Raw genomic sequence first — 26919 nt, forward strand, 5'->3', positions numbered from 1 at the left:
CCCCATTCTAGGCAGGCGTTCCCTACTGTAAAATAGCGCGCTATGACGACACCGCAATTTATACATCTCCGCCTGCATTCCGAGTACTCCATTGTTGATGGATTAGTACGCATCGATGATGCCATTCAGGCCGCAGTAAAAGACCAACAACCCGCCCTGGCGATCACCGACCTGAGTAATTTATTTGGGATGGTGAAGTTTTACAAAGACGCTCGCGGTAAAGGATTAAAACCCATTGCCGGTTGTGATATTTGGATCACTAATGATGGGCAGCGCGACAAGCCGAGCCGCTTGCTATTGCTGGTTAAAAATCACACCGGTTATTTGCAGCTATGCGAATTACTCAGTCAGGCATGGATATCTAACCAGCACTTGGGGCGCGCCGAAATCCGCGCCGAATGGCTGGCAGCTTTGCCGCCCGGCGGATTGATTGTTTTATCCGGCGCGCATTTTGGCGACATCGGCATTGCGCTGGAAAACGGCAATCTGGATGCGGCACGCCGCTGCGCACAGCATTGGGCGAGCGTTTTCCCTGATCATTTTTATATTGAAATTCAGCGAGCAAATCAACCGAATATGGCGGCGCAAGTGCGTCAGTCGGTGGCGTTAGCGGCTGAGTTGGGTTTGCCTGTGGCGGCCACCCATCCGGTGCAATTTATTGATGCCAGTGAATTTACCGCGCATGAAGCGCGTACCTGTATTGCCGAAGGCGAAATCTTAGCCAATGGGCGTCGGGTAAGACGCTTCAATGAAGATCAGTATTTTAAAACTCAGGCAGAAATGCAGGAGCTGTTTGCTGATTTGCCGGGTGCCCTGGCAAACTCGGTTGAAATCGCCAAACGCTGTAATTTAGTGCTGGAATTAGGCAAGCCCAAATTACCGTTATTCCCAACACCGGAAGGCGTTACGCTCGATGAGTTTTTAGTCTCTGAAGCGCAAACAGGTTTGCAGCAACGCATGCTGCTGCTCTATCCCGATCCGGTCGAGCGTGAAAAGCAGCAAGAAAAATATGCATCCCGTTTAAAGTTTGAAACCGACACCATTATTAAAATGGGCTTCCCGGGTTACTTTTTGATCGTGGCAGAATTTATTTTATGGGCCAAAAATAATGGCGTACCAGTTGGCCCCGGCCGTGGTTCTGGTGCGGGTTCGCTGGTCGCGTATTCCTTAAAAATTACCGATCTTGATCCGCTTGCTTACAATTTACTTTTTGAGCGTTTCTTAAATCCTGACCGGGTTTCCATGCCCGATTTCGATATTGATTTCTGTCAGGAAGGGCGCGACCGGGTTATTCAGCACGTCAAAGATTTATACGGCAAAGAAGCCGTTTCGCAGATTGCGACGTTCGGTACCATGGCCGCCAAAGGCGCGATTCGTGACGTAGGCCGGGTGCTTGATTTTGGCTATAACTTTTGCGACGGAATTTCTAAATTAATCCCGTTCAGGCCAGGTAAACAGGTCACGATTGCCGAGGCGATTAAAGAAGAACCACAGTTGGCCGAGCGGCAGGAAAACGAAGACGATGTAAGACGACTCCTCGATTTAGCGCAACAAGTAGAAGGCATTACCCGCAACATCGGTATGCATGCCGGTGGTGTGTTGATTGCACCAGGCAAGCTCACCGATTTTTGCCCGCTGTACACCCAGGGTGGCGACGCGGGCGTAGTTTCCCAATACGATAAAGACGACGTGGAAGCCGTTGGCTTGGTGAAATTCGATTTCTTGGGTTTGACCACGCTCACCATTCTTGATTGGGCAGTACGTTACATCAAGATGCTTGATCCGGCGCTGGCTGGCTTTAATTTAGAGACCTTACCGCTCAACGACAAAGCTTCTTACACCTTACTCAGTAAAGCTAAAACCGTAGCCGTATTTCAGCTGGAAAGCCGCGGCATGCAAGGCATGCTGAAAGATGCACGGCCAGATCGTTTTGAAGACATTATTGCGCTGGTAGCGTTGTATCGTCCGGGTCCGATGGATTTGATTCCTGACTTCTGCAAACGTAAGCACGGTGAACGGTTTGATTATCCGGATCCGCGTACCGAAGGCATTTTGTCTGAAACTTACGGCATCATGGTGTATCAAGAGCAGGTTATGCAAATGGCGCAGGTGGTCGGTGGCTACTCACTAGGCGGCGCGGATTTGCTACGCCGTGCTATGGGTAAGAAAAAAGCCGAAGAGATGGCCGAGCATCGCCAAATTTTCCGTAACGGTGCTGCTAAAGATGGTTTGACCGAGCAAAAAGCCGACGAAATTTTTGATTTGATGGAAAAATTCGCCGGCTACGGTTTTAATAAATCGCACGCCGCCGCTTACGCTTTACTGGCTTATCACACCGCGTATTTAAAGGCGCATCATCCCGCCGCGTTTATGGCAGCCAACTTGTCATTGGCAATGGATGACACCGACAAAATTAAAATTTTGGTAGAAGATGCGATCGACGTGTGTGGCTTAACTTTGCTGCCGCCGGATGTGAATTATTCTGACTACCGGTTTACTCCGGTAGGGCATCCAGCTGGTCCATCTAAACCCGCCACGCAAATCCGTTATGGATTAGGTGCGGTAAAAGGTTCGGGACAAAATGCGATTGAAAACATTGTAGCGGCACGTAAAGATGGGCCGTTTGTTGATTTGTTTGACTTTACCAAGCGCGTTGATAAACGTCAGGTTAACCGCCGCACGATTGAATCGTTAATTCGCGCTGGTGCCTTTGATGGCTTTAGCGTAGATCGTGGCGTGTTATTAGCCAGTGTCGGCTTGGCGATAGAGTGCGCCGAGCAAGCGGAAGCCGCACGGCATCAGGTTAGTTTGTTTGATGACGATGCTGCCATGTCAGGTTCACCCGATTATGTAAAAGCTGCCGTTTGGAGCGAAAAGAGAAAACTCTCGGAAGAAAAACTGGCGCTAGGTTTTTATTTATCAGGCCATTTGTTTTCTATCTACGCTCCGGAAGTGCGTAAATTTATTCGTACTCCTTTATCTAAATTAGAAACCTCGCGTGACAACCGTTTAATGGCCGGTATCATTTCTGCCATGCGCACCCAAATGACGCAACGCGGCAAGATTTTAATCGTGACCCTGGATGACAGCACCGGCACACAAGATGTCACGATTTATTCCGAGCTGTATGACGAATTCAAACACTTCTTTAAAGAAGATGAATTTTTAGCGGTGAGTGGGCGTGTATCGGAAGACCGGTTTTCTGGCGGTTTGCGGGTAACGGCTGAAAAGGTGTTGGATATTGCGCAGGCACGGATTCAGTTTGCACAAGGCTTGCGCATTGAAATTAATAACACCATGGATGTAAAACAATTACAAAGTACCTTGGATCCGCATTTAAATGCGCAAGGTTGTCCGATATTGGTTCAGTACCAAGGCGAAAAGGCTTCAGTTGAATTACGTTTTTCTGACGACTGGCGTGTTAATCCTGACGATGAGTTGCAACAAAAATTAGTCGGTTTGTTATCGCCAGAAAAAGTGGCGATTGTGTACGGCTAGTTTGGCCCCTTCCGCTTGAATTTCCGTGTTGCATCACAATTATAAGAACCAGAATAATACGAAAGAACATAAATGCTATGAACATAAATCCTTACTACACCCGACTTGCGAATGCCGTTAAGCCGTATAAAAAACGGATCGGTTTGGCGTTGCTGGGAATGATAGGTGCTGCATGTACCGAGCCAATTTTTCCGTATATTTTAAAAGTATTAACCGACAATGGTTTTTCTGAGGAGAGATCAATGCCAATCTGGCAGGTGCCTATCGCGCTAGTCGGGATTTTCTTATTTCGCGGCATGTTTACTTTTTGCACTCAATATTACATGGCTTGGGTCGCCAATAAACTGTTGAGCGATCTACGTGACGCCATGTTCAAGCGTACCTTGAATGTCTCCATCGCCTATTATTTAAATGAATCCAGCGGTCGCTTAATCAACACCATCATGAGCGAAGTACAGCAAGTGGTCGAGATGGTGAAAGTATCGATTAATACCTTAATCCGTGATTCGATTACTGTGATTGTGCTGATGGTGTTCTTGATATACCAAAACTGGCAATTGACGCTGGTGGCTTTGTTGATTATTCCATCGATGGCCTATGTGGTACGCATCACCAGTAAGCGGTTACGGCACTTGAATCAACATCAACAGAATTTAAATAGCGAACTGACTCAAGTGGTGGAAGAAGCTACCCGTGCCAGTCAGGTGATTCGAATTTTTGGCGGACAAAAATATGAACACAGGCGCTTTCGTTTTAAGAGTGAAAAATTACGCGGCTATGCCCAGCGCGTCACTGTAGTCTCGGGCTCTACTACACCACTTACTCAAATGGTGGCGGCGTTGGCGGTGTCGATTGTGATCGTGGTCGCCATGCGTCCATCGTTATTGCCGTTTCATAGCCACCAATTTACCTCCGGTGATTTTGTTCAGTATATTACCGCCATGCTGTTGTTATTGGCACCGCTAAAACGTCTGTCTGATTTAAATGGCCCACTGCAGCGCGGTTTGATTGCATCTGAATCGGTATTCAATTTAATTGATACGCCAATTGAGCCCGAGGGTGGTATTGATCTTGATGGTCGTGCTAAAGGCAATTTGGAATTCGTTAATACTGAATTTAGTTATGCAGGTCAGGAACAACGCGCCCTGAAGGGGATTAACCTTCGCGTGAATGCCGGTGAAACTGTGGCGCTGGTTGGAATGTCGGGCGGTGGAAAAACTTCGCTGGTGAATTTAGTGCCGCGTTTTTACACCCCAACTGCCGGCTCAATTAAATTGGACGGTCATGATCTGGCCGATATTTCCCTCACCAGTCTGCGCAGCCAGATTGCCATGGTTGGTCAAAATGTGGTGTTGTTTGACGACACGATTGCCGCGAATATTGCCTATGGCGATGAGAATCCGGACCAAGCGCGGATTGAAGCCGCTGTAAAGGCTGCACATTTGACAGACGTTATTGAGAACCTGCCGCTAGGTTTGCAAACTGAAATTGGTGACAACGGTACACGTTTATCCGGCGGCCAGCGGCAACGTTTAGCGATTGCCCGCGCCATCTATAAAAACGCTCCGATTTTGATTTTAGATGAAGCAACTTCAGCGCTCGATTCTGAATCGGAACGTGCTGTGCAAGCAGCATTAGACAGCTTGATCCAAGGCCGCACGACTTTGGTCATTGCGCATCGACTTTCCACTATTGAACGTGCTGATCGGATCGTCGTGTTGACCGGCGGTGAAATTACCGAAATTGGTACGCACACTGAGTTGCTACAAAAAAATGGCACATATGCGCATTTGCATCAGCTGCAATTTACTAAAGAATTGGAAGTTGAATAGGCGCATGCAATGAATTTTTTATCCTGCAGAAAACATATTATTTCGGATAGGTTGGTTTTATTTCGGCCCACTGAGGATGATCTTTCTGCAATTTATGAAATTCATGCCGATCCCGCGACGAATCTCTTTAATCCTAAAGGCCCAATGCAAAGTATTAGCACAGCGGTTGAGTTGTTAGCCCATTGGCAGTCGGAATGGGATGATAAAGGCTGGGGTTATTGGTCAATTGCTTTGCGTAGTGAACCTGAACGTATTATTGGATTTGGGGGCGTTTCCAATCGACCGAGGTTTGGCGGTAGCGCCTTGGTTCAACGGTTGAATAGTCAGAATGCGGCGAATCTTTATTTCCGTTTTCGACCAGATACTTGGGGGTTAGGTTACGCTAATGAAATGGCGCAACAAGCACTCAGGTTGGCATTTGATGAAGCTGGTCTTGACTGTGTGTTTGGGATTGCGCGCGAATCAAATGTGGCTTCACGGCGTGTACTTGAGCGACTTGGACTTAACTTTGTTGAGCTGTCCGAGGATGAGTCTGGAGTTGATTCAAACGCCGTTTATTCTATCGATGCGCGGACCTTCTCGACGCGGCTCGGTAGATTGGGTTGATCAAACATCAACCCAATCTCGGTCTGCTTAAGGCAATGCCGCCACTACTTGATCAACCGTAATTTCATCTATCCACGCTTTGCGGTGCGACACTTTGACGATGGTGGTGATTTCGGCGTTAATCGGCGTCCATTCTGGGCTGGTTTGCCGCATTAATGCAATCACCGGAACATGTACCGCGTTAGCCAAATGCATGACGGCGGTTTCTACTGAAATAATCAAATTACACAAACTCAAAATAGCCGGTAACTGGAAAAAATTCTGTTCCGCGCTAAACAAATGAACCTGTCCAAGTTGGCAGTTGGCATATAACAGTTTTGCTTCTGCCATACGCTCTGGCACCACGTTGATGATGAAATTGGTATTGCTCCACGCGGCGTGCTTTTTCATTTCTGTTGCAAGTTCAAACACGCGTTCCAGAGGCCAGCTTCTGTCTAATGATTTGGAAAAGCCATTCAGAAAAACGACTTTTGCGCCATTGTTAAAACCCCAGTCGCTGAATTGCTGCTGAGCGTAGTCATGCCATTTTGCTGGAATGTCGACAAACGGAAATCGCTGGGCTTCAGTGGTAGTAAGGTTAAATAATTGATTAAACCATCCTGCGTAAATGCTGCTGATATGTGCAATGTTGAGGTCGCCAGCTTGATGTTGTTTGGTGATCTGATAAGCCGGGATGTGTGCATTCAGCTTGCGATAAATTAAGTGTTTGCGAATATCAAAAAACCGCACGCGTTTTTTTTGCCCAACGATAAAGCCTCGTGGACTTAGTTTGCGCGCCAAGTTGACATAGCGATGCCGATGATGAACGGCAAAGGAAACGACGATAGGGTAGTTTTCTGTTCGCGCTTCTTGGATCGATTTTTTGAATAATGTCGGACTATACGTTTCGCTATAAATCTTGTCGAACATCGGGCAAGAATTGACCCAGTCGTAGAGTGAATATTTTTTTAAATGATCCCATTGCGTTGCGTCGGGAGTGCGGCGTAATTCATCCACCCAAAGATGCATTTTAATATGCGGATAAGCTTCAGAAAACGCCCGGAAACAATTCTGCATATAGGTAAAATCACCCAGCGCAAGATGGGCAACGAATAATATTTTGTCGGTTTTTTGAAGTAACTCAGCTGGTACTAATTGTGTAGTCATAATTTTTAAAATGAAGCAGTTAGCGTGGGCGTGCCAGTAGGTATTTCCAAAACCATTTAATGCTTGCGCCGAGTTGTTTGCGCTTCAGTAAAAAACGTGAATGCATGCGCATTTCTTTGTAGTTTTGCGGCTGTTGGTCCATCGGCATATCGGCCCAAGGCGACATGCCGTGGTACTTGGCAAAGATCGCTCGGGAGTCGTGCAAACACCAGTCGGCCCATGGTTTTACCGCGCCGGCAAAATGGATAAATACCGCATCGCCGACATCGTACATTGCGCGCCTGTCGTTTTCTAAGTCACCGATCAAGCCATATAAATAATTCCAGCGTTTGGCGATGTAAGTTGCTTTACCATCCAAGGCAATATTTAATGCATCCTGGTCGGGGAAGCGGAAATCATTGCCGCCTTTTAGCATGGCTTCTATTGTTGCTTCAGTGATGCGATGTGCGCGCCACTGCTTGATATTCATGTACAGCACGCCGGAATTGAAGTACTTTACTTGCGATAATTTTAATGCGGCGGCGCGGCGCACGGTAGTGGCTTCGGCATCCGGCACTACGTAGGCAATCTGCTCATCCATCGGCAATGCCATTAACTCATCGAGTTTACCTACACATAGAATATCCGCATCAAGGTACAGTACTTTGTCGGTATATTCTTGCAGCACATCCGGAATTGCCAGGCGGGTGAAGATGGCTGGCGAATAATAGGTGGATGCTATGAAATGTGAAAACTGGCTGAAAAGGTCGGGGGATACGATATGAATATGGGTTTTAACCGGATACTCAGCTTCGAGCTTTAACAACCGCGCACGGTGCGCATCTGCTACAGCAAACGCCAGCACATGAAAAGTAAAATGCACGCCGGGATTGTTGACGATGATCGACAAAATGGTGGCACCCATGGCGCGAAAATAATGGTTATCAACGCAAAAGGCGATATGGAATGACGACTGCTCGGCTTGAGTAACGGTATTCGTGGGGGGCATGGGATTCATTGTGTGATGGCCTTTATTATTTCTTCAACCGGAATCGCATTCACCCATTCCCGACGTCGGCGGGTGGTGATAACGGTGCTGTTGTTACTATCAAGCGGAACCCACTCCGGATTTTTTTGACGCATCAAGGCAATTACTGGGACATGCACGGCATTCGCCAAATGCATCACAGCTGTTTCAACCGAGATGATTAAGTCACAGCGCTGCAAAATAGCCGGCAACTGAAAGAAATTTTGTTCGGCGCTAAATAAATGCGTGTCGGTTAAGTGATAGCTGGCTAGCACAGTTCTCGCGTTGTCGATTTCTTGAGGAACGGCATTCACGATAAAAACGCTGTCACGCCATGCCGGTAAGGCGCGCATGCTGACGATGAGTTCAGCCACGCTAGCCAGCGGCCAGCAACGTTTTTTAGTCTTGGCGTAGGAATTGATAAACACCACTTGTTGGCCAGTGTTGGTTGCCTCTTCTGTTACGCCCCATTCTTGTAACTGCTGCTTTGCATAGTCTGTCCACTGAGTTGGAATGGAGACAAAAGGGAAGCGTTGTTGCGTAGTTACCTGCAAGCCGCAAAGTTGCTTAAACCAGTCGGCATATACCTCGGTGATGTGGTGCCCGCTGCTTGGCCTGACGAACGGCGCAAAGCTGGCATCTAGTTTGGCATAGGCTGAGTTATCCCAAGGTGCAAACCAACGCGCTTTACCCTTCATGCCGATGATCAATGCATTTGGCCCCCCAACTTCACGTGCTAGCTTGGCGTATTTATGTGGACGCAAAGTCGCTAACGAAACAACGAGTGGGTAATTTTCTTGCTGTGCTTCGTGAATCGATTCTTGTAATAATGCCGGGCTATATGTACGGCGATAAACTTTATGAAAAAAAGAACAATTTTCAGTCCAGTCATACAGTGAGTAATTTTTAAGAAAGCCCCACTGACTTGAATCAGAAGTGCATCGCACTTCATCTATCCAGAGGTCTACCTTAAGTTGTGGATGTGCCTCGGCAAATGCTTTAAAAAAGTTTTGCAAATAAGTAAAATCACCGATCGCAAGATGCGCAATAAAAAGGATTTTCTTCGCTTTTGCCAGTGTTTCTGAGGGGATTAAATGCATAGATGTCACGATTCAAGTCCAGATTTAAGACTAAGTTCGGCTTTTCTTTTTACAATATGCGCTAAAAATATGGCCGCAGCAAAACTATAAAAAACATCGGTGGCTTTATACATGAACATCACGTCCACCAAACCAAAAATCATAAAGCCAAAACATAAGCTCAGTCCCATTGCTGCGGAGGCTCTAATCTGGCGATCAGAATGGCGTAACTCTCTTGCAAAGTAGTAGGCGGGAACCAAGTAGATGAGCAGTATTCCAGCTAAGCCAAAAATTCCCAGCGTCATCATGTTGTACAAAATTTCATTGTGGCAGTGAAAGAAAGTAGCTGCAGTAGGCGTGATAATTTTACGTTCTTCTAAGCCGTGCATGGCATCGGAATAATGTGCTCTTCCTACGCCGAAAATGGGGTGTTCTTTAAATATAATCCAAGCGCCTTGCCATATTTGAAAACGAACCCCTATCGAAGTATCAGGGTTTTCTTGTTTTGAATAAAGACTGATATCTTGCTTGGCATCTTCAATACGTTTGCTAGCAATATCGGTGGTGCAAAATGCGACTCCGATTACTAAGATAATTGCGCCGAAAAACAAGAAATTTCGCTTGCTACACCAATTTTTAATAAGAGTCGCAAACATGAGCAGTGTAAAAACGGGAATGGCTAACCAAATACCGCGTGTCTGTGAGATGTAGGCCGAATACAAACCACATGCCCCAGCGATAATTTGTATGCCGATTGTCAGTTTATTTTTTGGTTCATTCCAGCCGATTGAAAGCGCAGAAAATATACCTAGCAACATCACGAGTTCTATGTACCAAACCAGCATGGTAGGGCGACCAGTAACGTCTTTACCCATGCAAAAAAGTTGAATCGTGCAAAGAACAACTCCGGCAATCCAGCTCCATTTAATCAGTTTTAGTTTTTGTAGTGGTACTTGCAATAAAGTCCAAAAAATCACCACGAATAATGCTAAGCGAGATGGTAAATCATAGAGGTAGATGTCAAAACTGCCGGTTGACAGTTGATTGATTAAAAGCGCGCATAAGGTGCCAAACATGGCTAGGTTGATAGCCCAATATGTCTTGCATATCGACCAAAAATTAGCTCTGGCGTCGCGTTGCACTAGAAACGTAATAATGGAAATTAATATTAGCAAATGAAAACAGAGGTAAACCAGTTTACTAACAAGTAAACTTACGGTAAAAAATGTGATTACCGTCAATAAGGTCGGCCAATACAAATAGCTTGGCTTATTTGTCATTCTTTCAAACTTTCCGTGGTGAGATCAAAGCTGCACGCTTGTGCATTTCAATAAGTGCAATGGGTAAAAATACCGACGTGGAATTATACATAGGAGTTACCCCAACGTCACACTATGGCGTATGTAATAGTTGTTAATGTGAGGTAAATAGCGAGCTCGATTCCAATGCCATGCATTGGTAATTACATTGAGTTTGTATAAATAATAACAATGACTCTCAGGCTAGTGTATTAATGCTATTCCCTAAAGTGGCCGTTGTTGAGTTTGTGGTGCTGGTGTTATTTTGAATGGCTGTTGTTGTACTTGGAATAGAGGTGTTTGGCGCAGTACTAGTGTTTTGTAGTAGGGTAATTTGTGCCTGAACGTTAGTAATTTGTTGTGTCAACGTTTTTTGTGTTTGTACACATTGTGTTATTACTAATTGCTGGCGTAAAACGATAAGTTGACTCTGCAACGCGGAAATCTGAGGGTTGCTAGTGGAGCTAGCGGGTGTGTTAAAGCTCCCGGTTACTGAGCTATAGGCACTGCTTCCAATTGATGCAACCATCATTCTCCCCTTACTCCTTATGTTATCGGCAGTTTGGGTAGGGAGTTTATGGTTGTGTTGTAGAAATCAACTTGCAATAGTGCTATCGATTTATTTTATCTACATCAAAATAACATCGTAATGTTCCTGATGATAAGTGCTCTCGACCTGCAAAGAAATCGGCTTGCCAATGAAGTCACCTAACATGGCAAGATGCTGCGACTCTTCTTCTAAAAATAAATCCACCACCATTTGCGAAGCTAAAATTCGGAATTCACGCGGATTGAATTGTTTGGCTTCACGTAATAACTCACGCAAAATTTCATAGCAGATGGTGCGGGCAGTTTTGACCTGGCCTTTGCCGCTACAGGCCGGACATGTTTCGCACAAAATATGTGCCAACGATTCGCGGGTGCGCTTGCGGGTGACTTCGACCAAGCCTAATGCTGAAAAACCGGAGGCGGAAAGTTTGGTGCGGTCGCGTGCAAAAGCTTTGTTTAATTCAGTAAGGACCGCCGTTTTATGCTCCTGATTATCCATGTCGATTAAATCGAGGATGATCATGCCACCCAAATTCCGTAATCTCAACTGCCGCGCAATGGCGTGCGCTGCTTCTAAATTGGTTTTGAAAATGGTGTCGGCAAAATTACGTCCGGCGACAAAGCTGCCGGTATTGACGTCGATCGTGGTCATGGCTTCGGTTTGATCCACGATTAAATAGCCGCCTGACTTTAGGTCAACGCGTCGGCCTAAAGCGCGTTGAATTTCTTCTTCGACGCCATACAAATCAAATAACGGGCGTTCGCCGGTGTAGTGAGTCAGTTTGGGGATAACGGAGGGCGTGTAATTTTCAGCGAATTCAAATAATTTTTGATAATTTTCACGCGAATCAATTTGAATACTATCGGTTTCAATATTCACAAAGTCGCGTAGCACGCGTTGCGCCAAATTTAAGTCTTGATGCAACAGGCTGGTAGGCGGTTTGCTTTTTGCCAGCATACAAATACTGGCCCAAGTTTTACGCAGATATTCGACGTCCATTTGAAGCTCTGCTTCAGTCGCATCTTCTGCCATGGTACGAACAATAAAACCACCTTTTTCATTTGGTCCAAGTAAATTCTGCACCATCGTGCGCAGCATTTCGCGGCCGGCTTCATTGCCGATTTTTTGCGAAATACCGATATGCGAATCTTGCGGTAAAAAAACCAGCATGCGCCCGGCAATGGAAATCTGAGTGGAAAGGCGAGCGCCTTTTGTGCCTATCGGGTCTTTAATGACTTGTACGGTAATGGCTTGACCGTCAAACAGTAATTTTTCGATAGGTGTTGGCGTGGCGTTTTCATTGGCGCGGGAATCCCAGATGTCGGCCACATGTAAGAAGGCGGCGCGTTCTAATCCAATATCAATAAATGCAGACTGCATGCCTGGCAATACCCGAACTACTTTGCCTAAATAAATATTGCCGACTAAGCCGAGCGACATAGTGCGTTCGATGTGTAATTCTTGTACTGCACCTTGGAAAATTAACGCGACCCGAGTTTCTTGTGGGGTGATATTGATTAGAATGTTTTCGCTCATGAGAAAGTAAGTCCAACCTCAGTTAGTAGTTTTGCAGTTTCAAATAACGGCAAACCCATGATGCCAGAATAACTCCCATCGATGTGCGAAATAAATTTGGCAGCACTTCCCTGAATTCCGTAACCGCCCGCTTTGTCATATGGCTCTAGCGAGTCACAATATTGATCAAGCTGGTTTTTATTGAGTGTGCAAAACGTGACTGCAGAAGTTTGAGTGAATTCTAAATGCTGTTTTTTATAATGCACTGCAATGCTGGTGAGTACCTGATGTGTTTGGCCAGACAGGCTTGTGAGCATGGCGTGTGCCTCACTGCGATTCGCAGGTTTGCCATAGATGACGCCATTCAGTACTACGGTAGTATCCGCTGCCAATACCGGGCGGATGGGGAGTTTGCGTAACTCCATCATGTCCCAGGCCGCCTCCGCTTTGGCATTGGTTACGCGGGTAACGTATGCCGCAGGTAGTTCGTCAGGTAGCACCGTTTCAGAAACGTCCACAGGGCGCGTTGCGGAATCACGCAGTAACAAAATCTCAAAATTGACGCCAATTTGACGTAACAATTCACGCCGACGCGGGCTTTTGGAGGCTAAATATATTTTATTGTCGAGCAATTTCATCATGATTTAAATTTGAAGAATTACATTGAACAGCGCATATAAATACACCTGACAAGATACGCGCCTGTGTTTAGTTACGCTTCCCCTATTTACGCATAGTTTATGCCGCATATGGATAAGCAGGCAATATCCTAACCGAAATTAAGATTGCCCATGGGAAATTATTGAAAATCTGTTACCGAATTGCACTATTCGGTACTTAGACGCGGTGATATGGGTGATTTTGGGTAATTGACCAAGCGCGATACAGCTGCTCGGCTAGTATGACGCGCACCATGCCATGTGGCAGGGTTAAGCTGGAAATGCGGATTTTTAGCGTGGCACGTACTTTAAACTCAGCATCCAGCCCATCGGCGCCACCAATCACAAAGCAAGTGTCGCCACCTTCTTGTTGCCACTCAGTGAGCAGCTGCGAAAGTTGCATGGTAGTGAGGTCTTTGCCATGCTCATCTAAGGCAACAATCCGTGTTTGTTTTGGAATTACCGCTTCAATCTTGGCACGTTCCAACGCCATCACGGTTTGAGCAGTCTTGCTGCCGGAGCGTTCGACGGGTTTGATTTCTTTAAGAACAATCCGGCATTCAGCAGGCATACGTTTGCTGTATTCCCTGAAGCCGGATTCTATCCAGGTCGGCATTTTGTGGCCGACCGCGGCGATAATTAACTGCATTAGCTAATTCGTCGATTAAACAGCAGCTTTACGCTTGGCAGTAGTGCGTTTAACTGCTGCTTGTTTAGCTGAAGCCACGGCTGTTTTGCTAGCGGCGACTTTAATGGTCGTGCCGATCGCTTTTTTAACACGTGGTTTCTTCGGTGCTGCCGCGGCATCTGCATCAGCTACTTTAGCGCGTGACGCACGCTTTGGTTTGGTTTCATCTGTTGCGACAGCTGCCGCGCGAGGTTTTCTGGCTGGTTTCTTAGTTTCGTCATCCAGCGTAGTTTGCGTAGCTTGATTAATATTGCTGCGTACTCGTTTGACTGGCTCGGCATCTTCTTCTACTACTTCGGCTGTGCGTTTGCTGATGCGTTTGGCCGCGCCCATCTTAATTTCTTTGTCGCCCCAAAGTTCTTCCAGGCGATAGTAGCCACGAATCACTGGTTGCATAATATGCACGACCATGTCGCCTAAATCGACCAGTACCCATTCACCGACGTCTTCACCTTCGATACCGACAATATCGCCACCGTTTTCTTTTACTTTATCGCGTACCGATGAAGCAAGTGATTTGGTTTGACGGTTTGATGTACCGGAGGCGATACAGATACGATCAAACAGGCTGGTTAAATGTGTTGTGTCATAAACTTTGATGTCTTGGGCTTTAACATCTTCAAGAGCGTCAACGACCAATGTTTGTAATTTTTTAATATCCATGATTTCTAATAAAGATGATGTTGTTGTATATAGTCTAGTACCTTGGGCGGTAATAAAGACAGGTTTTTTCCGTCCCGGACTTGGGTCGATGAGATGTCGATTGCCAAATCAGCACACAAATAAGTGTGTCCACACGGACGATTTCGTAGTTGTTCAACGCTGCCAGCACGTTGTTTAAATTCATTTGCCACTAAATTATCGATGGCATCCAGTTTAAAGCCCGGACGCGCGACTACCGCAATATGCGCTAGCTCAAATAAACGTTGCCAGTTTTGCCAGCTTTGAAGTTGTTGCAGCTGGTCGGCTCCCATTAAGAATATCAGTGAAGCAGAAGCGCCAAATTCATTACGTAAAATGGACAGCGTATCGATGCTGTAGCTGGGAATGCCAAGTTCGGCACGCTTTATTTCTTGTACGTCAATTATTAACGAGGTTTGCTTAGATAATTCAGCAAAAGCTAATGACAACATGGCAATGCGTTGTTGTGGGCTGGTTTTAAAAGCCGTTTTTTGCCAAGACCAACCAGTCGGTATGATACGCAACTGAGTGGGTTTGAGCAAATTGTTAAACAATTCAGTGAGCGCTACATGGGCAGAATGTACCGGATCAAAGCTGCCACCGAAGATGGCGATGCATTGATTGTTGGTTGTTTTTGCTTCGCCAGTCTCTTCTGACATGCTCACGCCAGCCAATCTTTATGGATTAAAAAGTCACTGTAAAGCTGCGCTTCAGGTGATCCGGCTTCAGGCTGCCAGTTGTAGCGCCAAGTCACCGATGGTGGCATCGACATCAAAATGGACTCGGTACGCCCACCCGATTGCAAACCAAACAGTGTGCCACGATCAAAGACTAAATTAAACTCAACATAACGTCCGCGTCGATATGCTTGAAAGTCACGCTCACGTTCGCCATAAGCCAGGTTTTTGGTACGCTCGGCGATCGGTAAATAAGCGGGAATAAAGGCATTGGCTACTTGTTGCACCATCGCGTAACTGTCTTCAAAAGGCAGGCGATTAAAGTCATCAAAGAAAATACCGCCTATGCCGCGAGGTTCCTGGCGGTGTTTTAAATAAAAATAGTTATCGCACCAAGCTTTAAATTCCGGATAAAGCTCACTGCCAAACGGCGTCAGCGCATTTTTACAGGTTTGGTGAAAATGTTGAGCGTCTTCAGCAAAGCCGTAGTACGGCGTTAAATCCATGCCGCCGCCAAACCACCAGACTGGTTCCTGACCTTCTGCATGGGTACTGAAAAAACGTACATTCATGTGCACGGTCGGTGAGTATGGATTGCGTGGATGTAGCACTAAAGATACGCCCATCGCTTCCCAGCTACGTCCGGCTAATTCAGGGCGGCTAGCTGCTGCGGACGGTGGGAGGTTAGTTCCCATGACATGCGAAAAATTCACTCCGCCACGTTCAAAAAAACCACCTTGTTCAATCACTCGTGAAATGCCGCCGCCACCTTCTGGCCGTTCCCAGCTATCGGTTAAAAAAGCGAGACCATCCAACTGTTCCAGAGCCGTAACTATATTGTTTTGTAAGCTTAGAAAAAAATTTTTAACGGCGGTATTGGTCATGGATGGCAAAGTTGGTCTGGATGAGGGGAGCTAAAGTTAACAACTAAGCTCCCCGTTTTTAATGGCGCTGTTTAATGTTTCTTATTTAGAGCGCGCCAGCCAATATCGCGCCGTGCTTGTGCACCCTCAAATTGAATCGCATCAATCGCATCGTAAGCATGTTTTTGGGCGACTTTGACGTTGTCGCCCAAGCCAACTGCACATAAAACCCGACCACCGCTTACGGTTAAATTCCCATGGTCTAAATGCGTACCTGCATGGAAGGTAATGCAGTCAATGGTCTCGGCTGGCACACCGGTAATGTGCGCGCCTTTAACTGGTGCATCAGGATAACCAGCGGCAGCCATGACCACACCTAAAGCGGTGCGGCGATCCCATTCCAGTTCTACGGTGTCTAAATGACCGTTGACTGCATGTTCTAAAATACTCACAAAATCTGTTTTTAAGCGCGCCATAATCGGCTGGGTTTCAGGGTCGCCCATACGGCAATTGAATTCCAGGTTTTTTGGATTACCATGCTCATCAATCATTAAACCTGCATACAAAAAGCCGGTAAATACGATGCCGTCTTTGGCCATGCCCTGTACGGTAGGGTCGATGATTTCACGCATGACGCGTGCGTGAACTTGTGGCGTGATAATAGGCGCAGGTGAGTAAGCGCCCATGCCGCCCGTATTTGGGCCTTGGTCGTCATCGCATAAGCGTTTGTGATCTTGACTGGTCGCGAGCGGCAGAATATTTTTTCCATCGACCATCACAATAAAACTAGCTTCTTCACCAGTTAAAAATTCTTCAATTACAACGCGTGCACCGGCATCACCTAATTTATTATCAGATAACATCATGTCCACTGCATCATGCGCTTCTTGCAACGTCATCGCGACCACGACACCTTTGCCGGCCGCTAAACCGTCGGCTTTAATCACAATTGGCGCGCCATTCGCATCGATGTATGCATGCGCTGCAGCTAGTTCAGTAAACGTTTGGTGTTTTGCGGTTGGAATGCCATGACGCTGCATAAACGATTTGGCAAAATCTTTAGAGCTCTCTAATTGCGCAGCTTCTTTGGTCGGACCAAAAATTTTTAAACCTTGGTCACGGAAAATATTCACAATACCAGCAGCCAATGGAGTTTCAGGACCCACTAAGGTTAGTCCGATGTGCTCATTTTTAGCAAATTCAGCCAACGCATGTGGGTCGCTAATATCAATATTTTTTAAGCGGCTATCCAACGCTGTGCCACCATTACCTGGTGCGACAAAGACTGTTTGGATACGCTCAGATTGAGCTAGTTTCCATGCCAGAGCGTGTTCGCGGCCGCCTGATCCGACTACCAATATTTTCATGATTTTATTTAAAGAGATTGGAAAGGTGAGGCAAAGTTAGTCATTTAAGCCTGACCTCGTGTTATTTCGTTGTGCTGCTGGTTTAAGTAATAAGTTACGAAAATAAGTTACGCAATTAAGTTGCGTAATCAGTTTTCAAGAATGGCGTTGGTATACACGTCTTGCACATCGTCCAGATTTTCTAAGGCATCCAGCAATTTTTGCATTTTGATGGCATTTTCGCCTTCAAATAAAGTCTCGGTGTCTGGTTTCATGATGATTTCAGCCATATCCGCTTTAAAACCGGCCGCTTCCAGCGATTGTTTAATGGCCGCGAAATCATACGGTGGGCACACCACTTCAAAGCCACCTTCATCGTCGCTAATAATATCTTCGGCGCCCGCGTTTAAAGCAGCTTCCATTAACGCATCTTCATTGGTACCTGGTGCAAAGAAAAATTGACCGCAGTGTTTAAACATAAACGCGACCGATCCTTCGGTGCCCATATTGCCGCCATATTTAGAAAAGGCGTGACGCACTTCAGCTACTGTGCGTACCTTATTGTCGGTTAAGCAGTCAACAATAATTGCCGCGCCGTTAATGCCATAACCTTCGTAGCGAATTTCTTCGTAGTTAGCACCTTCCAAATTACCGCTGCCGCGCTGCGTTGCGCGTACTACGGTTTCTTTAGGCATATTTGAGTCGGCGGCTTTTTCAATCGCCAAACGTAAGCGCGGGTTTGTACCAACGTCGCCGCCGCCCATACGTGCGGCTACGGTGATCTCTTTAATAATGCGGGTCCAGACTTTGCCGCGTTTTGCGTCAGTGGCCGCTTTTTTATGTTTAATATTGGCCCATTTACTGTGTCCAGCCATGATTATTTTTCCCCTGATTTTATAGGTTGTAGTGAATACACTGGTGCTCTGGTTGTCTTTTGATGCGAAAAATCAATGCGAATTACGGACTTTAAGGGCGCTATTCTAACATAGTGAATTTATTCAAATTCCCCAAAATTGATGGGCGGTTCGCTTGTTGTGCAATCAAACGACGGATTCATGCTGAAATAATTCGTTGCTACTACGCATGTTTTTAAATTAAGATAATTTCTTTTCAACTAAACTGAGAAACTAGGATGATTACACTGCACACATTTGGTTCATCGTTTGGCTTGCCGGATGCGAGTCCGTTTGTGATGAAGGCTGAGTTGCTCTTGAAAATGTCTGGGCTAGCCTATCAAACGGATTCGACGACCGGTTTTAAAAACGCACCGAAAGGCAAGTTACCCTCAATACGCGATGGCGACGCGCTGATCGCAGATTCAACGCTGATTCGCTGGCATCTTGAGCATAAATATCAAATTGATTTTGATAAGAATTTATCTGCACAGGAAAAAGGCATTGCGTGGGCAGTTGAAAAACTCTTGGAAGACAATTTATATTGGGCCTTGCTGGACGCCAGATGGGTGAACGACGCCAACTTTAAGCGTGGTCCAGCCCAATTTTTTAAAGCAGTGCCGTTGCCGATGCGTGGTTTGGTTAAAGCGATGGTTCGGCGCCAAATTGCAAAAAATCTCAAAGCGCATGGCCTGGGGCGACATACGCAACAAGAAATTTTGGCGATAGCCAGCAAAAATATTGAGGCGGTAGCTAGTATCTTAGGAGATAAGCCGTATTTGATGGGCGAACACCCTAGCGGCGCTGACGCCACATGTGCGGCCTTTATCTGGGGCGCGCTTTGCCCGTATTTTGAAACCCCGATCCGGGCTGCAGCAGAAAAACATCCTAATTTAGTGGCTTATGTTGAGAGGATGCGCGCTCAGTATTATCCGTAGTAGAAGTACGAGTATCAACTATGTACTAAAGTGGTCAATAAACAGCGCAAGGTATGCATTGTTTATTGACCAAATAAGAAAATAAAAGATGAAATGATTCAGACTCTCATTTTTTGTTAGCTGGCAGCTCCAGCATATATTTTGTCAGAAAGCCTGCTATTTATAATGCCTCATCACATCTTGAGCAGTTTTACAGATGCCACTCCAACAAGCAGTAATTGTTGAAGGAGCTGCTACTTTACTGGCCAGGCATGCTGTATAGCCATAGAATCTACCATTGCTAGGCCCCTTTGCCTCAGATTGCCTCCATGTGCATGGGCTCATTTCATACACGGTTGCCACAGCTGATGAAGCCTGCCTTGATGGCATGTTAAAAAAATCAGCGTAGGCGTGCGTGTAATAGATCTAATTAAGTGGCGTTGATCCTGTAGTCGGATAGGGGATTATTTGCGTGGGTGCTCGGGGTGAGTACTGCATAGTTGGCTGTGGTTTTGATTGAGTCAAATCATTTTCTGGAATCGGTATAAATATACGCCCACCAACTTTGCCAGGAACAGGTTGTGCTCTGGTGGATAGTTTTCGGCTTACATCTGTGCCGGAACATGCACCTCCAAATAATGCTCCCGACCCCAATGTGAAATCACTCTCATTGGTAACATCTTTCATGCCCATACTTTCACATATTTTTCGGTTTAGTTCATTGGCTTCCGGCACCTGCTTACCTGCTTTAATCGTTTTGGAGCCGTCGCGATTTTTGATGGCGTTTTTCAACATATCGACACCAGGCGGGCTGGAAAAAAAACCGGGGATTTCGCCGGTTTCAATTGAGATATCTTTCGATAAATCTAGCAATGCGTCTGGGCTGGTTTGAGCCTGAGTGTTGTGGTAGTTAATGCCTAAGGTTGTAACAATTAATAGAAGGCTCATCTTATTCATAACAACTCCTTATTAAATTAATAGGAACTTATGTAAGAGTGCTCCAACAAGAGGTGCTGACTTAGATTGATTGCTACTGGTGTGTGATTCGTGCTGAAGCGGCATTGATAATAATGCATATTAATTTTTATTTCAATTATATTAATTATTCATTAATGAGTAGCAATAACGCTCAATATGGCAACGATTGGGGAGCTCGGTATGAAGCAATTGATAAGTTATTGAATAAAAAAAGCGCAATCTATAAATAGATTGCGCTTTTTATGCCTTATGCGTCAGCTATTACCAAGCAATGTAGAATTAAACTAACGACCCCATCGCAACACCTAAACACACCTTAGCGGCTGGTTGCCATGCTTTATTAAAACTAAGGGTGTTTGTTGGAAATAACATTACAACAGTTGAGCCGAGCAAAAACTGGCCCATTTCTTCGCCCTTTTTGAGGGTGATGTTTTGTGCATCGTAAGTCCATTCACGGACCTCTTTAGTGCGCGGCGGATTAACTACGCCGTGCCAAACCGTTGCCATGCTGCCGACGATAGTAGCACCCACCAGCGTGAGTACAAACGGGCCATTTTCCGACTCAAACACACAGACCACGCGTTCATTGCGGGCAAATAAATTCGGTACACCTTGTGCGGTGACCGGGTTGACTGAAAACAAGTCGCCGGGAATGTATATCATGCGCGTTAAACGGCCATCGCACGGCATGTGGATGCGGTGGTAATCCTTGGGGCTTAAATAGATATTGGCGAAGCTGCCATTGTGAAATTGAGCGGCCAATTGCGCGTCGCCGCCGACTAAGGCGGTGGTGCTGAACTGATGTCCTTTGGCTTGAAAAATCTGATCTTGTGCGATTGCACCGAATTGACTGATTGCCCCATCGACAGGGCAAATAAAATCCGCGCTGGCTAGTGGCCGTGCGCCGGGTTTTAACGGGCGGGTAAAAAATTCGTTGAAGCTGGCGTAGCTGCTAATGTCGGAATTCAACGCCTCAGCCATATTCACGCCGTATTTTTTGACGAACCAGCGAATAATTCCAGTGGTAATGCGACCCGCTTTGGCATTGGCGATATGCGCGCCAAATTCAGTTAAAGCCTGCTTAGGGAGTAAATGTTGCAGCAAAATAGAGAGAGAGTCTGGCACGATTCGGATAAGAGTCAGAATAAAAGAATGGCAGATTGTACCGAGGTATTCGCTATTTTTGTTAAGTACGCAACTTGGTAGGTCGTAATTTATAGAAGTGTGTGGGAGTAATGATGTTTTAAATCATTACAAATTTCGTTTAAGCATACTCTAGTATTTTATTTAAATATCGACATATTGAAAACTAAATCTATCGGCCTATTTAGATACTGTCAAACAACGTAATTTTTATCGACCTGATAAGCATTGAATACGTTAAATTTTTTTAAAAAATATAGGGGTATATTGAAAAATATATTCGGCGGCCTTTTTCGTCAAATTCCGAATAATTATCGGTATTGAAATTTCATGTTGATGCTGTTGCTAATTTGGTTTATGTTTTCAAACGGATCAGTTCCACGCCAAGAATATTTACTTATAAATTAGGAGACTTCATGCGATACAGTTCAGTTTCAGCACATGCCATGCGTTCCATCGTGTTGGCATCCATGGCACTTTGCAGCCCGATGCTAAGCCTTGCAGCGAGTTCTGCAAATTCAGCAAGCGTACCAAATACATCAGCGGGGGCCGTTCAGTCCGCCAAATTAAATCATGCATTTGATCAATTAAGCCAACAATTCTTAACTTCGCTATGGCGTATCTCTCCTGAAATGGCAATTGGTTTTGGGAAATTTGATAACGCTAGCCAATTGACTATCCCAGATCAACATTCAAGGGATCAATGGAATGCTTTTGCGAAACAATGGCTGGCAAAGTTTTCTGCAGTGGATGCGAGCAAATTGCCGGTGCAACAGAGCTCAGATTTGGCGTTAATTCAAAATTTTTTAAATGGCTCGGTTTGGCAATTAACGACATTTCGTGAATTTGAATGGAATCCATCGGAATACAACATTGCCGGTGAAATTGACAGCATCCTCAACACAGACTACGCGAGCAAAGCTGAGCGGATACACACACTGATTAAGCGCTTGAAAAATGTGCCAGCCTATTATGCGGCGGCGCGCGCCAGCATAGTCCGCCCTACGATGGAACATACCCAACTCGCTATCCAGCAAGCGCCTGGGGCGTTGGTCATGTTAGATCAAGTGGAGCAGGAAGCCAAAGCAGTCAAGCTGAACAAGCTTGAACAAAGCGAACTTAAAGAGCGTATCGCCGAAGCACGCACAGCGATTAATGGCTATAAAGAATGGCTGGTTGAATTAGCCAAAAATCAGAACCCATCTAACACCAGATCATTCCGGATTGGTGCCGATTTGTATGAAGCTAAATTTGGCTTTGATATTCAATCGAGTTTTACCGCTAAAGAAATGTTTCAACGCGCCGTTGCCGCCAAACAGGCCATGCATCAAAATATGGATAAATTGGCCGATGAGCTGTGGCCTAAATACATGGGTGAGCAAGTCAAGCCGGAAAATTCGCTAGAAAAAATTGGCATGGTGATCGACAAATTATCGGCAAATCATACGACGCCAGATAAATTAATGTCCGATGTGCGTGCCCATATTCCAGCGCTGGAAAGCTGGATCACGTCGCATGATTTACTGGATTTAGACCCATCGAAGCCATTGGTTATACGTGAAACGCCAGAGTATCAGCGCGGCGTAACGATGGCGTCACTCGATTCAGCGCAACCGTTTACACCGACTCGCGACACTTATTACAACGTCACGCCGATCACGGATAAAACGCCAGAGCAAACGGAAAGTCTTTTGCGTGAATACAACCACTGGGTTTTGCAAATTTTGAGTATTCATGAAGCGGTTCCAGGTCACTATGTGCAACTGCTGCACGCGAATAGGTCACCATCGATCATCAAGAGTTTGTTTGGCAATGGCGCGATGATAGAAGGTTGGGCTGTGTATGGCGAACGTATGATGCTGGAATCAGGCTACGGCGATAATGCTCCGGAAATGTGGCTGATGTATTCAAAATGGAATTTACGTTCTATCTGCAATACGATTCTGGATTACAGCGTACATGTGTTAGGAATGAGCCAGGAAGATGCCATGCATTTGCTGACCAAAGAAGCGTTCCAGAGCGAAGCTGAAGCGGCCGGAAAATGGAGACGCGTGCAATTGACTTCAGTACAGTTAGACAGTTATTTCAGCGGCTTTAGTGAAATTATGGCTTTACGTGAAGAGCGCAAACAAGCCTTGGGCGATAAGTTTGACTTGAAGCAGTTCCATGAGCAGTTCCTGAGTTATGGCAGTGCGCCAGTGCGGATGATTCGGGGATTTATGGAGAAGAATTAATCGGATATTTTGGTGAAACTAGGCTCCCGCTTGTGTAGGAGGGAGTTTAGTTAGTTAATATTAGTCGTGCTTTGCACGAGGGACGGGAGCTGAATCCCCGACTAAAGCGCTCGGGGATGACGGTGTTTGAAAAAGATGTAGGTAAGGATTAGCGCCTGCGCGGGATGCCGGTAGATGATTAGCCTTGCCCTCCAAATTCGTCACTCCCGCGTAGGCGGGAGTCTAGGAGTTAACACGGAAAATCGTTAAATCACCCAGTTTATTTAGGTTGCGTAAAACATTAAATTTTATTAAGAGAGACTGTTGCGCGCGGCAAAAGCCTCGCCAATCATCACCAACACCGGCCCGTGGCAATGCTCCAATCCCTGCTGTAAGTCAGCAAGTTTCAAGCGCTGAATTCGTTGATTAGGCAAGCTGCAATTCTCAATAATAACCACAGGTAGATTTGGCGATCGGCCTTGTGCCAATAAAATTTCAGCGGTTTGTAAGGCTTTTTGACCGCCCATGTATTGGACTAAGGTGTCGCAATCGGGGAGTTGGGTGGTTTCGGGTAATTCGGGTGCGCTGCTGGATGTGAAAAACGCCACGCTACGGGCGCAGCCACGTTTGGTTAGTGGCTGTAATGTGGCTGCAGCCGCTGCAAAAGCAGTGCTGATGCCAGGCACGACTTCCACTTCTATATTGGCTTGCTCCAGCGCCGCTAACTCTTCATCAGCGCGACCAAATAACATTGGGTCACCGCCTTTTAAACGGACTACCAATGCATGTTTCAGGCCGTATTCAACTAACTGCTGGTTAATTGCAGCTTGGGCGGTGGAGCGTTTTCCGAAGCGTTTTCCTACGGGGACTTTGATCGCCTGCGGACATAAATCCAGCATGTCCTGGCTAACCAATGCGTCGTGTAGCACCACCTCGGCAAGAGCTAACAAGCGTGCTCCGCGGACAGTGATTAAATCTGCCGCCCCCGGTCCCGCGCCGATTAAAACTACTTTTCCCATTTTTTATTTATAAATTTAATTATAAGTTTAATTATTTGTTGAGTAGTTTAACCCAAACGTATCATGCCAGCCGCAACTGTTTGGTGGGTAACCTGATCAATCAAAATAAATGCGCCGGTGCTACGAATCTCATTGTAATTATCTGCCGCTAAGGGTTGTTGTACAGTGATTTTTACGCGTGCAATATCGTTCAGCTGCAAGTTGGTCGCAGTATGAGTTTGTTGGGTATTAATATCCAACAGCGACTCAATCGCTGTCACCCGCGCTGCAACCTGTTTCGTGGTGTGTTTGAGTAAATACTTGCGCTTAAAATCGAGCGGTTCTTCGGAGAGCCAGCAAACATCAGCCTCAAGGTTACTCACCAAGGTAGCAGGACGAGTTGCCTGGGCTAACATATCACCGCGTGAAATATCCAAATGCTCATTCAGCAGCAGCGTAATCGATTGACCAACTACCGCAGTCTGTAAGGAACCATCCAACGTCACAATATCTTTAACCGTGCCAGTTTGACCGCTAGGTTGAATGATTAGTTTGTCACCAATGCTGACTTTTCCGGCTTCAATCCGTCCCATGTAACCACGGAAATCATTCGCTTCATGGCCGTTGTGACGCGCTACTAACTGCACGGGGAAGCGTAATGGTTCGTCGTGCGAAGCATCGTATACGCTGAGTGACTCTAATAAGGTAATTAAGGTTGGGCCCGTGTACCAGTTTAATTTATCGCCTTTATCTACGACGTTATCACCGGTTAAGGCTGACAGCGGGATAGGTGTTACATCGCGCAAACCTAATTGATTCGCAAACTCTTGATAAGCGGCGACAATTTTGTCGTACTTAGTTTGGTTAAAGTCGATTAAATCCATCTTGTTCACCGCTACAATCACATGCTCGATTTGCAGTAAATGGGCGATAGTGGAATGGCGTTTGGTCTGGATTAATAGCTCAACGGAGCCGTCGTCATTAAATTTAACTTTGGATACGTCGATCAAAATAATCACTGCATCTGCAGTGGACGCGCCGGTAACCATATTGCGCGTGTATTGTTCATGGCCTGGCGTATCGGCGATGATGAATTTACGCTTAGGCGTCGCAAAATAGCGGTAGGCCACGTCGATAGTAATACCTTGTTCGCGTTCGGCTTCCAAGCCGTCAGTTAACAGCGACAAATCAATGCTGTCGCCGACCGTACGCTTGTGTTTAGCGCGCGACATGGCGTCTAACTGGTCGGCAAAAATACCTTTGCTATCGAACAGCAAACGGCCGATTAAGGTGCTCTTTCCATCATCGACCGAACCTGCCGTTATAAAGCGTAATAGACCGCGCTCTTTTGTTATTTCTTGTAGTTTAATTGCGGCATTCATCAGAAATATCCTTCTTTTTTACGTTTTTCCATCGAGGCTTCGGACGTTTGATCATCCATGCGGGTTGCTCCGCGCTCGGTAATTTGTGTAATCGCCGTTTCAGCAATAATTTCAGCCACAGTTGCCGCGTCGGACGCGACAGGGCAGGTGCAGGAAATATCGCCAACCGTGCGGAAGCGCACCACTTGCGTCACCACTTGTTCACCTTCTTTGGCTGGTGTTAAATCAGTGAGCGGAACTAACAAGCCGTTGCGCGGAATTACTTGGCGTTCATGTGCGAAATAGATAGGCGGCAGGGCTAATTTTTCACGTTCAATATATTGCCAAACGTCGAGTTCGGTCCAATTGGAAATAGGGAACACGCGGATGTTTTGTCCGGAATGTACGCAGGTGTTGTACAAGTCCCACAGTTCCGGGCGCTGCGCTTTCGGGTTCCATTGGCCGAATTCATCGCGGAATGAAAAAATCCGTTCTTTGGCACGGGCTTTTTCTTCATCTCGACGTGCGCCACCGATACATGCATCAAATTTAAATTCTTCAATCGCTTCTAGTAACGTTACTGCTTGCGCTGCATTGCGAGAGTCAGTTGCCGGATTACGCAAACGTACGGTGCCGCGCTTTATTGAATCTTCCACCGAGCGTACGATCAAGCGTTCGCCCAATTCAGCAGCACGTTGATCGCGGAATGTAATCACTTCATCGAAATTATGGCCAGTATCGATGTGCATTAATGGGAATGGAAACGAGCCGGGGCGGAAGGCTTTTTCAGCCAAGCGTAACATGACGACGGAGTCTTTTCCACCAGAAAATAACAGCACAGGGTTACTGCATTCAGCGGCAACTTCGCGCATAATGTGGATCGCTTCAGATTCCAGCCAGTCTAAATGGCGGTTGCTGGCTGCATCGATAAATTGCTGGGGTGCGTTCATAATTTAAACCTTGAGAATTACT

The 26919-nt window shown here is 46.1% G+C and carries 22 protein-coding genes; 5 read left to right on the plus strand and 17 right to left on the minus strand.

Annotated features, from left to right (window positions below; all coding sequences use genetic code 11):
- The first annotated feature begins 42 nt into the window (after positions 1 to 42).
- From dnaE to S2091_RS12630, 3 genes are all read left to right on the plus strand, one after another.
- Positions 43 to 3498, plus strand: a complete 3456-nt coding sequence (dnaE, locus tag S2091_RS12620; protein ID WP_105532293.1) for a DNA polymerase III subunit alpha — start codon at positions 43 to 45, stop codon at positions 3496 to 3498.
- 77 nt (positions 3499 to 3575) lie between these two features.
- Positions 3576 to 5330 (plus strand): lipid A export permease/ATP-binding protein MsbA, encoded by a 1755-nt coding sequence (msbA, locus tag S2091_RS12625; protein ID WP_105532294.1) that lies wholly within the window; start codon positions 3576 to 3578, stop codon positions 5328 to 5330.
- 9 nt (positions 5331 to 5339) lie between these two features.
- Complete coding sequence (locus tag S2091_RS12630; RefSeq protein WP_105532295.1) at positions 5340 to 5936, plus strand: GNAT family N-acetyltransferase; 597 nt, start codon at positions 5340 to 5342, stop codon at positions 5934 to 5936.
- Between the two features lie 27 nt (positions 5937 to 5963).
- Here S2091_RS12630 and S2091_RS12635 read toward each other — a convergent pair whose 3' ends face one another.
- The 12 genes from S2091_RS12635 to S2091_RS12695 form a co-directional block, all read right to left on the minus strand.
- Positions 5964 to 7082, minus strand: a complete 1119-nt coding sequence (locus S2091_RS12635) for a glycosyltransferase family 9 protein (protein WP_105532296.1) — start codon at positions 7080 to 7082, stop codon at positions 5964 to 5966.
- Between the two features lie 19 nt (positions 7083 to 7101).
- A complete protein-coding gene (locus S2091_RS12640; RefSeq protein WP_105532297.1) occupies positions 7102 to 8079 on the minus strand; it encodes a glycosyltransferase family 8 protein in 978 nt (325 codons plus the stop codon).
- Positions 8076 to 9188: a glycosyltransferase family 9 protein gene (locus tag S2091_RS12645; RefSeq protein ID WP_105532298.1), complete on the minus strand. Its 1113-nt coding sequence runs from the start codon at positions 9186 to 9188 to the stop codon at positions 8076 to 8078. The genes S2091_RS12640 and S2091_RS12645 overlap by 4 nt, the downstream gene beginning before the upstream one ends.
- Positions 9189 to 9193: 5 nt before the next feature.
- Positions 9194 to 10447 carry an O-antigen ligase family protein gene (locus S2091_RS12650; protein WP_105532299.1) on the minus strand — a complete coding sequence of 418 codons (1254 nt, stop codon included), beginning with the start codon at positions 10445 to 10447 and terminating at the stop codon, positions 9194 to 9196.
- A 646-nt stretch (positions 10448 to 11093) separates the two neighbouring features.
- Entirely contained in the window at positions 11094 to 12551 is a 1458-nt protein-coding gene (gene rng / locus S2091_RS12660; RefSeq protein WP_105532301.1) for a ribonuclease G, read from the minus strand.
- A complete protein-coding gene (locus S2091_RS12665) occupies positions 12548 to 13168 on the minus strand; it encodes a Maf family protein (protein ID WP_105532348.1) in 621 nt (206 codons plus the stop codon). Before S2091_RS12665 ends, rng begins: the two co-directional genes overlap by 4 nt.
- Positions 13169 to 13367: 199 nt before the next feature.
- Complete coding sequence (rlmH, locus tag S2091_RS12670; RefSeq protein WP_105532302.1) at positions 13368 to 13838, minus strand: 23S rRNA (pseudouridine(1915)-N(3))-methyltransferase RlmH; 471 nt, start codon at positions 13836 to 13838, stop codon at positions 13368 to 13370.
- 15 nt (positions 13839 to 13853) lie between these two features.
- Positions 13854 to 14540, minus strand: a complete 687-nt coding sequence (gene rsfS / locus S2091_RS12675; RefSeq protein WP_105532303.1) for a ribosome silencing factor — start codon at positions 14538 to 14540, stop codon at positions 13854 to 13856.
- A gap of 5 nt (positions 14541 to 14545) precedes the next feature.
- Positions 14546 to 15217: a nicotinate (nicotinamide) nucleotide adenylyltransferase gene (gene nadD, locus S2091_RS12680; protein WP_105532304.1), complete on the minus strand. Its 672-nt coding sequence runs from the start codon at positions 15215 to 15217 to the stop codon at positions 14546 to 14548.
- Between the two features lie 2 nt (positions 15218 to 15219).
- Entirely contained in the window at positions 15220 to 16119 is a 900-nt protein-coding gene (gene hemF, locus S2091_RS12685; protein WP_105532305.1) for an oxygen-dependent coproporphyrinogen oxidase, read from the minus strand.
- A gap of 71 nt (positions 16120 to 16190) precedes the next feature.
- Positions 16191 to 17465: a phosphoribosylamine--glycine ligase gene (gene purD / locus S2091_RS12690; RefSeq protein WP_105532306.1), complete on the minus strand. Its 1275-nt coding sequence runs from the start codon at positions 17463 to 17465 to the stop codon at positions 16191 to 16193.
- Between the two features lie 128 nt (positions 17466 to 17593).
- Positions 17594 to 18319 (minus strand): YebC/PmpR family DNA-binding transcriptional regulator, encoded by a 726-nt coding sequence (locus S2091_RS12695; RefSeq protein WP_105532307.1) that lies wholly within the window; start codon positions 18317 to 18319, stop codon positions 17594 to 17596.
- Between the two features lie 257 nt (positions 18320 to 18576).
- Between S2091_RS12695 and S2091_RS12700 the strand changes: the two genes are divergently transcribed.
- Positions 18577 to 19275, plus strand: a complete 699-nt coding sequence (locus S2091_RS12700; RefSeq protein WP_105532308.1) for a glutathione S-transferase family protein — start codon at positions 18577 to 18579, stop codon at positions 19273 to 19275.
- A gap of 405 nt (positions 19276 to 19680) precedes the next feature.
- Here the strand turns inward: S2091_RS12700 and S2091_RS12705 are convergent, their stop codons facing one another.
- On the minus strand, positions 19681 to 20211 hold the full coding sequence (locus S2091_RS12705; protein WP_105532309.1) for a hypothetical protein: 531 nt from the start codon (positions 20209 to 20211) through the stop codon (positions 19681 to 19683).
- A 300-nt stretch (positions 20212 to 20511) separates the two neighbouring features.
- Positions 20512 to 21357, minus strand: coding sequence for an archaetidylserine decarboxylase (gene asd, locus S2091_RS12710; protein ID WP_105532310.1), 846 nt, complete (start codon positions 21355 to 21357; stop codon positions 20512 to 20514).
- A gap of 434 nt (positions 21358 to 21791) precedes the next feature.
- On the opposite strand from asd, the gene S2091_RS12715 reads away from it, so the two are divergent.
- A complete protein-coding gene (locus S2091_RS12715; protein ID WP_207769696.1) occupies positions 21792 to 23609 on the plus strand; it encodes a DUF885 domain-containing protein in 1818 nt (605 codons plus the stop codon).
- Between the two features lie 290 nt (positions 23610 to 23899).
- On the opposite strand, the gene cobA is transcribed toward S2091_RS12715, so the two are convergent.
- The 3 genes from cobA to cysD are packed head-to-tail and all read right to left on the minus strand — an operon-like array spanning position 23900 to position 26897.
- Positions 23900 to 24607, minus strand: a complete 708-nt coding sequence (cobA, locus tag S2091_RS12720) for a uroporphyrinogen-III C-methyltransferase (protein ID WP_105532311.1) — start codon at positions 24605 to 24607, stop codon at positions 23900 to 23902.
- A 47-nt stretch (positions 24608 to 24654) separates the two neighbouring features.
- Complete coding sequence (locus tag S2091_RS12725) at positions 24655 to 25968, minus strand: sulfate adenylyltransferase subunit 1 (RefSeq protein WP_105532312.1); 1314 nt, start codon at positions 25966 to 25968, stop codon at positions 24655 to 24657.
- Positions 25968 to 26897, minus strand: coding sequence for a sulfate adenylyltransferase subunit CysD (gene cysD / locus S2091_RS12730; protein ID WP_105532313.1), 930 nt, complete (start codon positions 26895 to 26897; stop codon positions 25968 to 25970). Before cysD ends, S2091_RS12725 begins: the two co-directional genes overlap by 1 nt.
- Positions 26898 to 26919: the final 22 nt, after the last annotated feature.

It is taken from the genome of Solimicrobium silvestre (genome assembly GCF_002976435.1).
GTDB lineage: Bacteria > Pseudomonadota > Gammaproteobacteria > Burkholderiales > Burkholderiaceae_D > Solimicrobium > Solimicrobium silvestre.

Bases quoted from the DNA above. Each gene is read 5' to 3' on its own strand.
- dnaE (WP_105532293.1), top strand. From the start codon at position 43: ATGACGACACCGCAATTTATACATCTCCGCCTGCATTCCGAGTACTCC.
- msbA (WP_105532294.1), top strand. From the start codon at position 3,576: ATGAACATAAATCCTTACTACACCCGACTTGCGAATGCCGTTAAGCCG.
- S2091_RS12630 (WP_105532295.1), top strand. From the start codon at position 5,340: ATGAATTTTTTATCCTGCAGAAAACATATTATTTCGGATAGGTTGGTT.
- S2091_RS12635 (WP_105532296.1), bottom strand. From the start codon at position 7,082: ATGACTACACAATTAGTACCAGCTGAGTTACTTCAAAAAACCGACAAA.
- S2091_RS12640 (WP_105532297.1), bottom strand. From the start codon at position 8,079: ATGAATCCCATGCCCCCCACGAATACCGTTACTCAAGCCGAGCAGTCG.
- S2091_RS12645 (WP_105532298.1), bottom strand. From the start codon at position 9,188: ATGCATTTAATCCCCTCAGAAACACTGGCAAAAGCGAAGAAAATCCTT.
- S2091_RS12650 (WP_105532299.1), bottom strand. From the start codon at position 10,447: ATGACAAATAAGCCAAGCTATTTGTATTGGCCGACCTTATTGACGGTA.
- rng (WP_105532301.1), bottom strand. From the start codon at position 12,551: ATGAGCGAAAACATTCTAATCAATATCACCCCACAAGAAACTCGGGTC.
- S2091_RS12665 (WP_105532348.1), bottom strand. From the start codon at position 13,168: ATGAAATTGCTCGACAATAAAATATATTTAGCCTCCAAAAGCCCGCGT.
- rlmH (WP_105532302.1), bottom strand. From the start codon at position 13,838: ATGCAGTTAATTATCGCCGCGGTCGGCCACAAAATGCCGACCTGGATA.
- rsfS (WP_105532303.1), bottom strand. From the start codon at position 14,540: ATGGATATTAAAAAATTACAAACATTGGTCGTTGACGCTCTTGAAGAT.
- nadD (WP_105532304.1), bottom strand. From the start codon at position 15,217: ATGTCAGAAGAGACTGGCGAAGCAAAAACAACCAACAATCAATGCATC.
- hemF (WP_105532305.1), bottom strand. From the start codon at position 16,119: ATGACCAATACCGCCGTTAAAAATTTTTTTCTAAGCTTACAAAACAAT.
- purD (WP_105532306.1), bottom strand. From the start codon at position 17,465: ATGAAAATATTGGTAGTCGGATCAGGCGGCCGCGAACACGCTCTGGCA.
- S2091_RS12695 (WP_105532307.1), bottom strand. From the start codon at position 18,319: ATGGCTGGACACAGTAAATGGGCCAATATTAAACATAAAAAAGCGGCC.
- S2091_RS12700 (WP_105532308.1), top strand. From the start codon at position 18,577: ATGATTACACTGCACACATTTGGTTCATCGTTTGGCTTGCCGGATGCG.
- S2091_RS12705 (WP_105532309.1), bottom strand. From the start codon at position 20,211: ATGAATAAGATGAGCCTTCTATTAATTGTTACAACCTTAGGCATTAAC.
- S2091_RS12715 (WP_207769696.1), top strand. From the start codon at position 21,792: ATGCGATACAGTTCAGTTTCAGCACATGCCATGCGTTCCATCGTGTTG.
- cobA (WP_105532311.1), bottom strand. From the start codon at position 24,607: ATGGGAAAAGTAGTTTTAATCGGCGCGGGACCGGGGGCGGCAGATTTA.
- S2091_RS12725 (WP_105532312.1), bottom strand. From the start codon at position 25,968: ATGAATGCCGCAATTAAACTACAAGAAATAACAAAAGAGCGCGGTCTA.
- cysD (WP_105532313.1), bottom strand. From the start codon at position 26,897: ATGAACGCACCCCAGCAATTTATCGATGCAGCCAGCAACCGCCATTTA.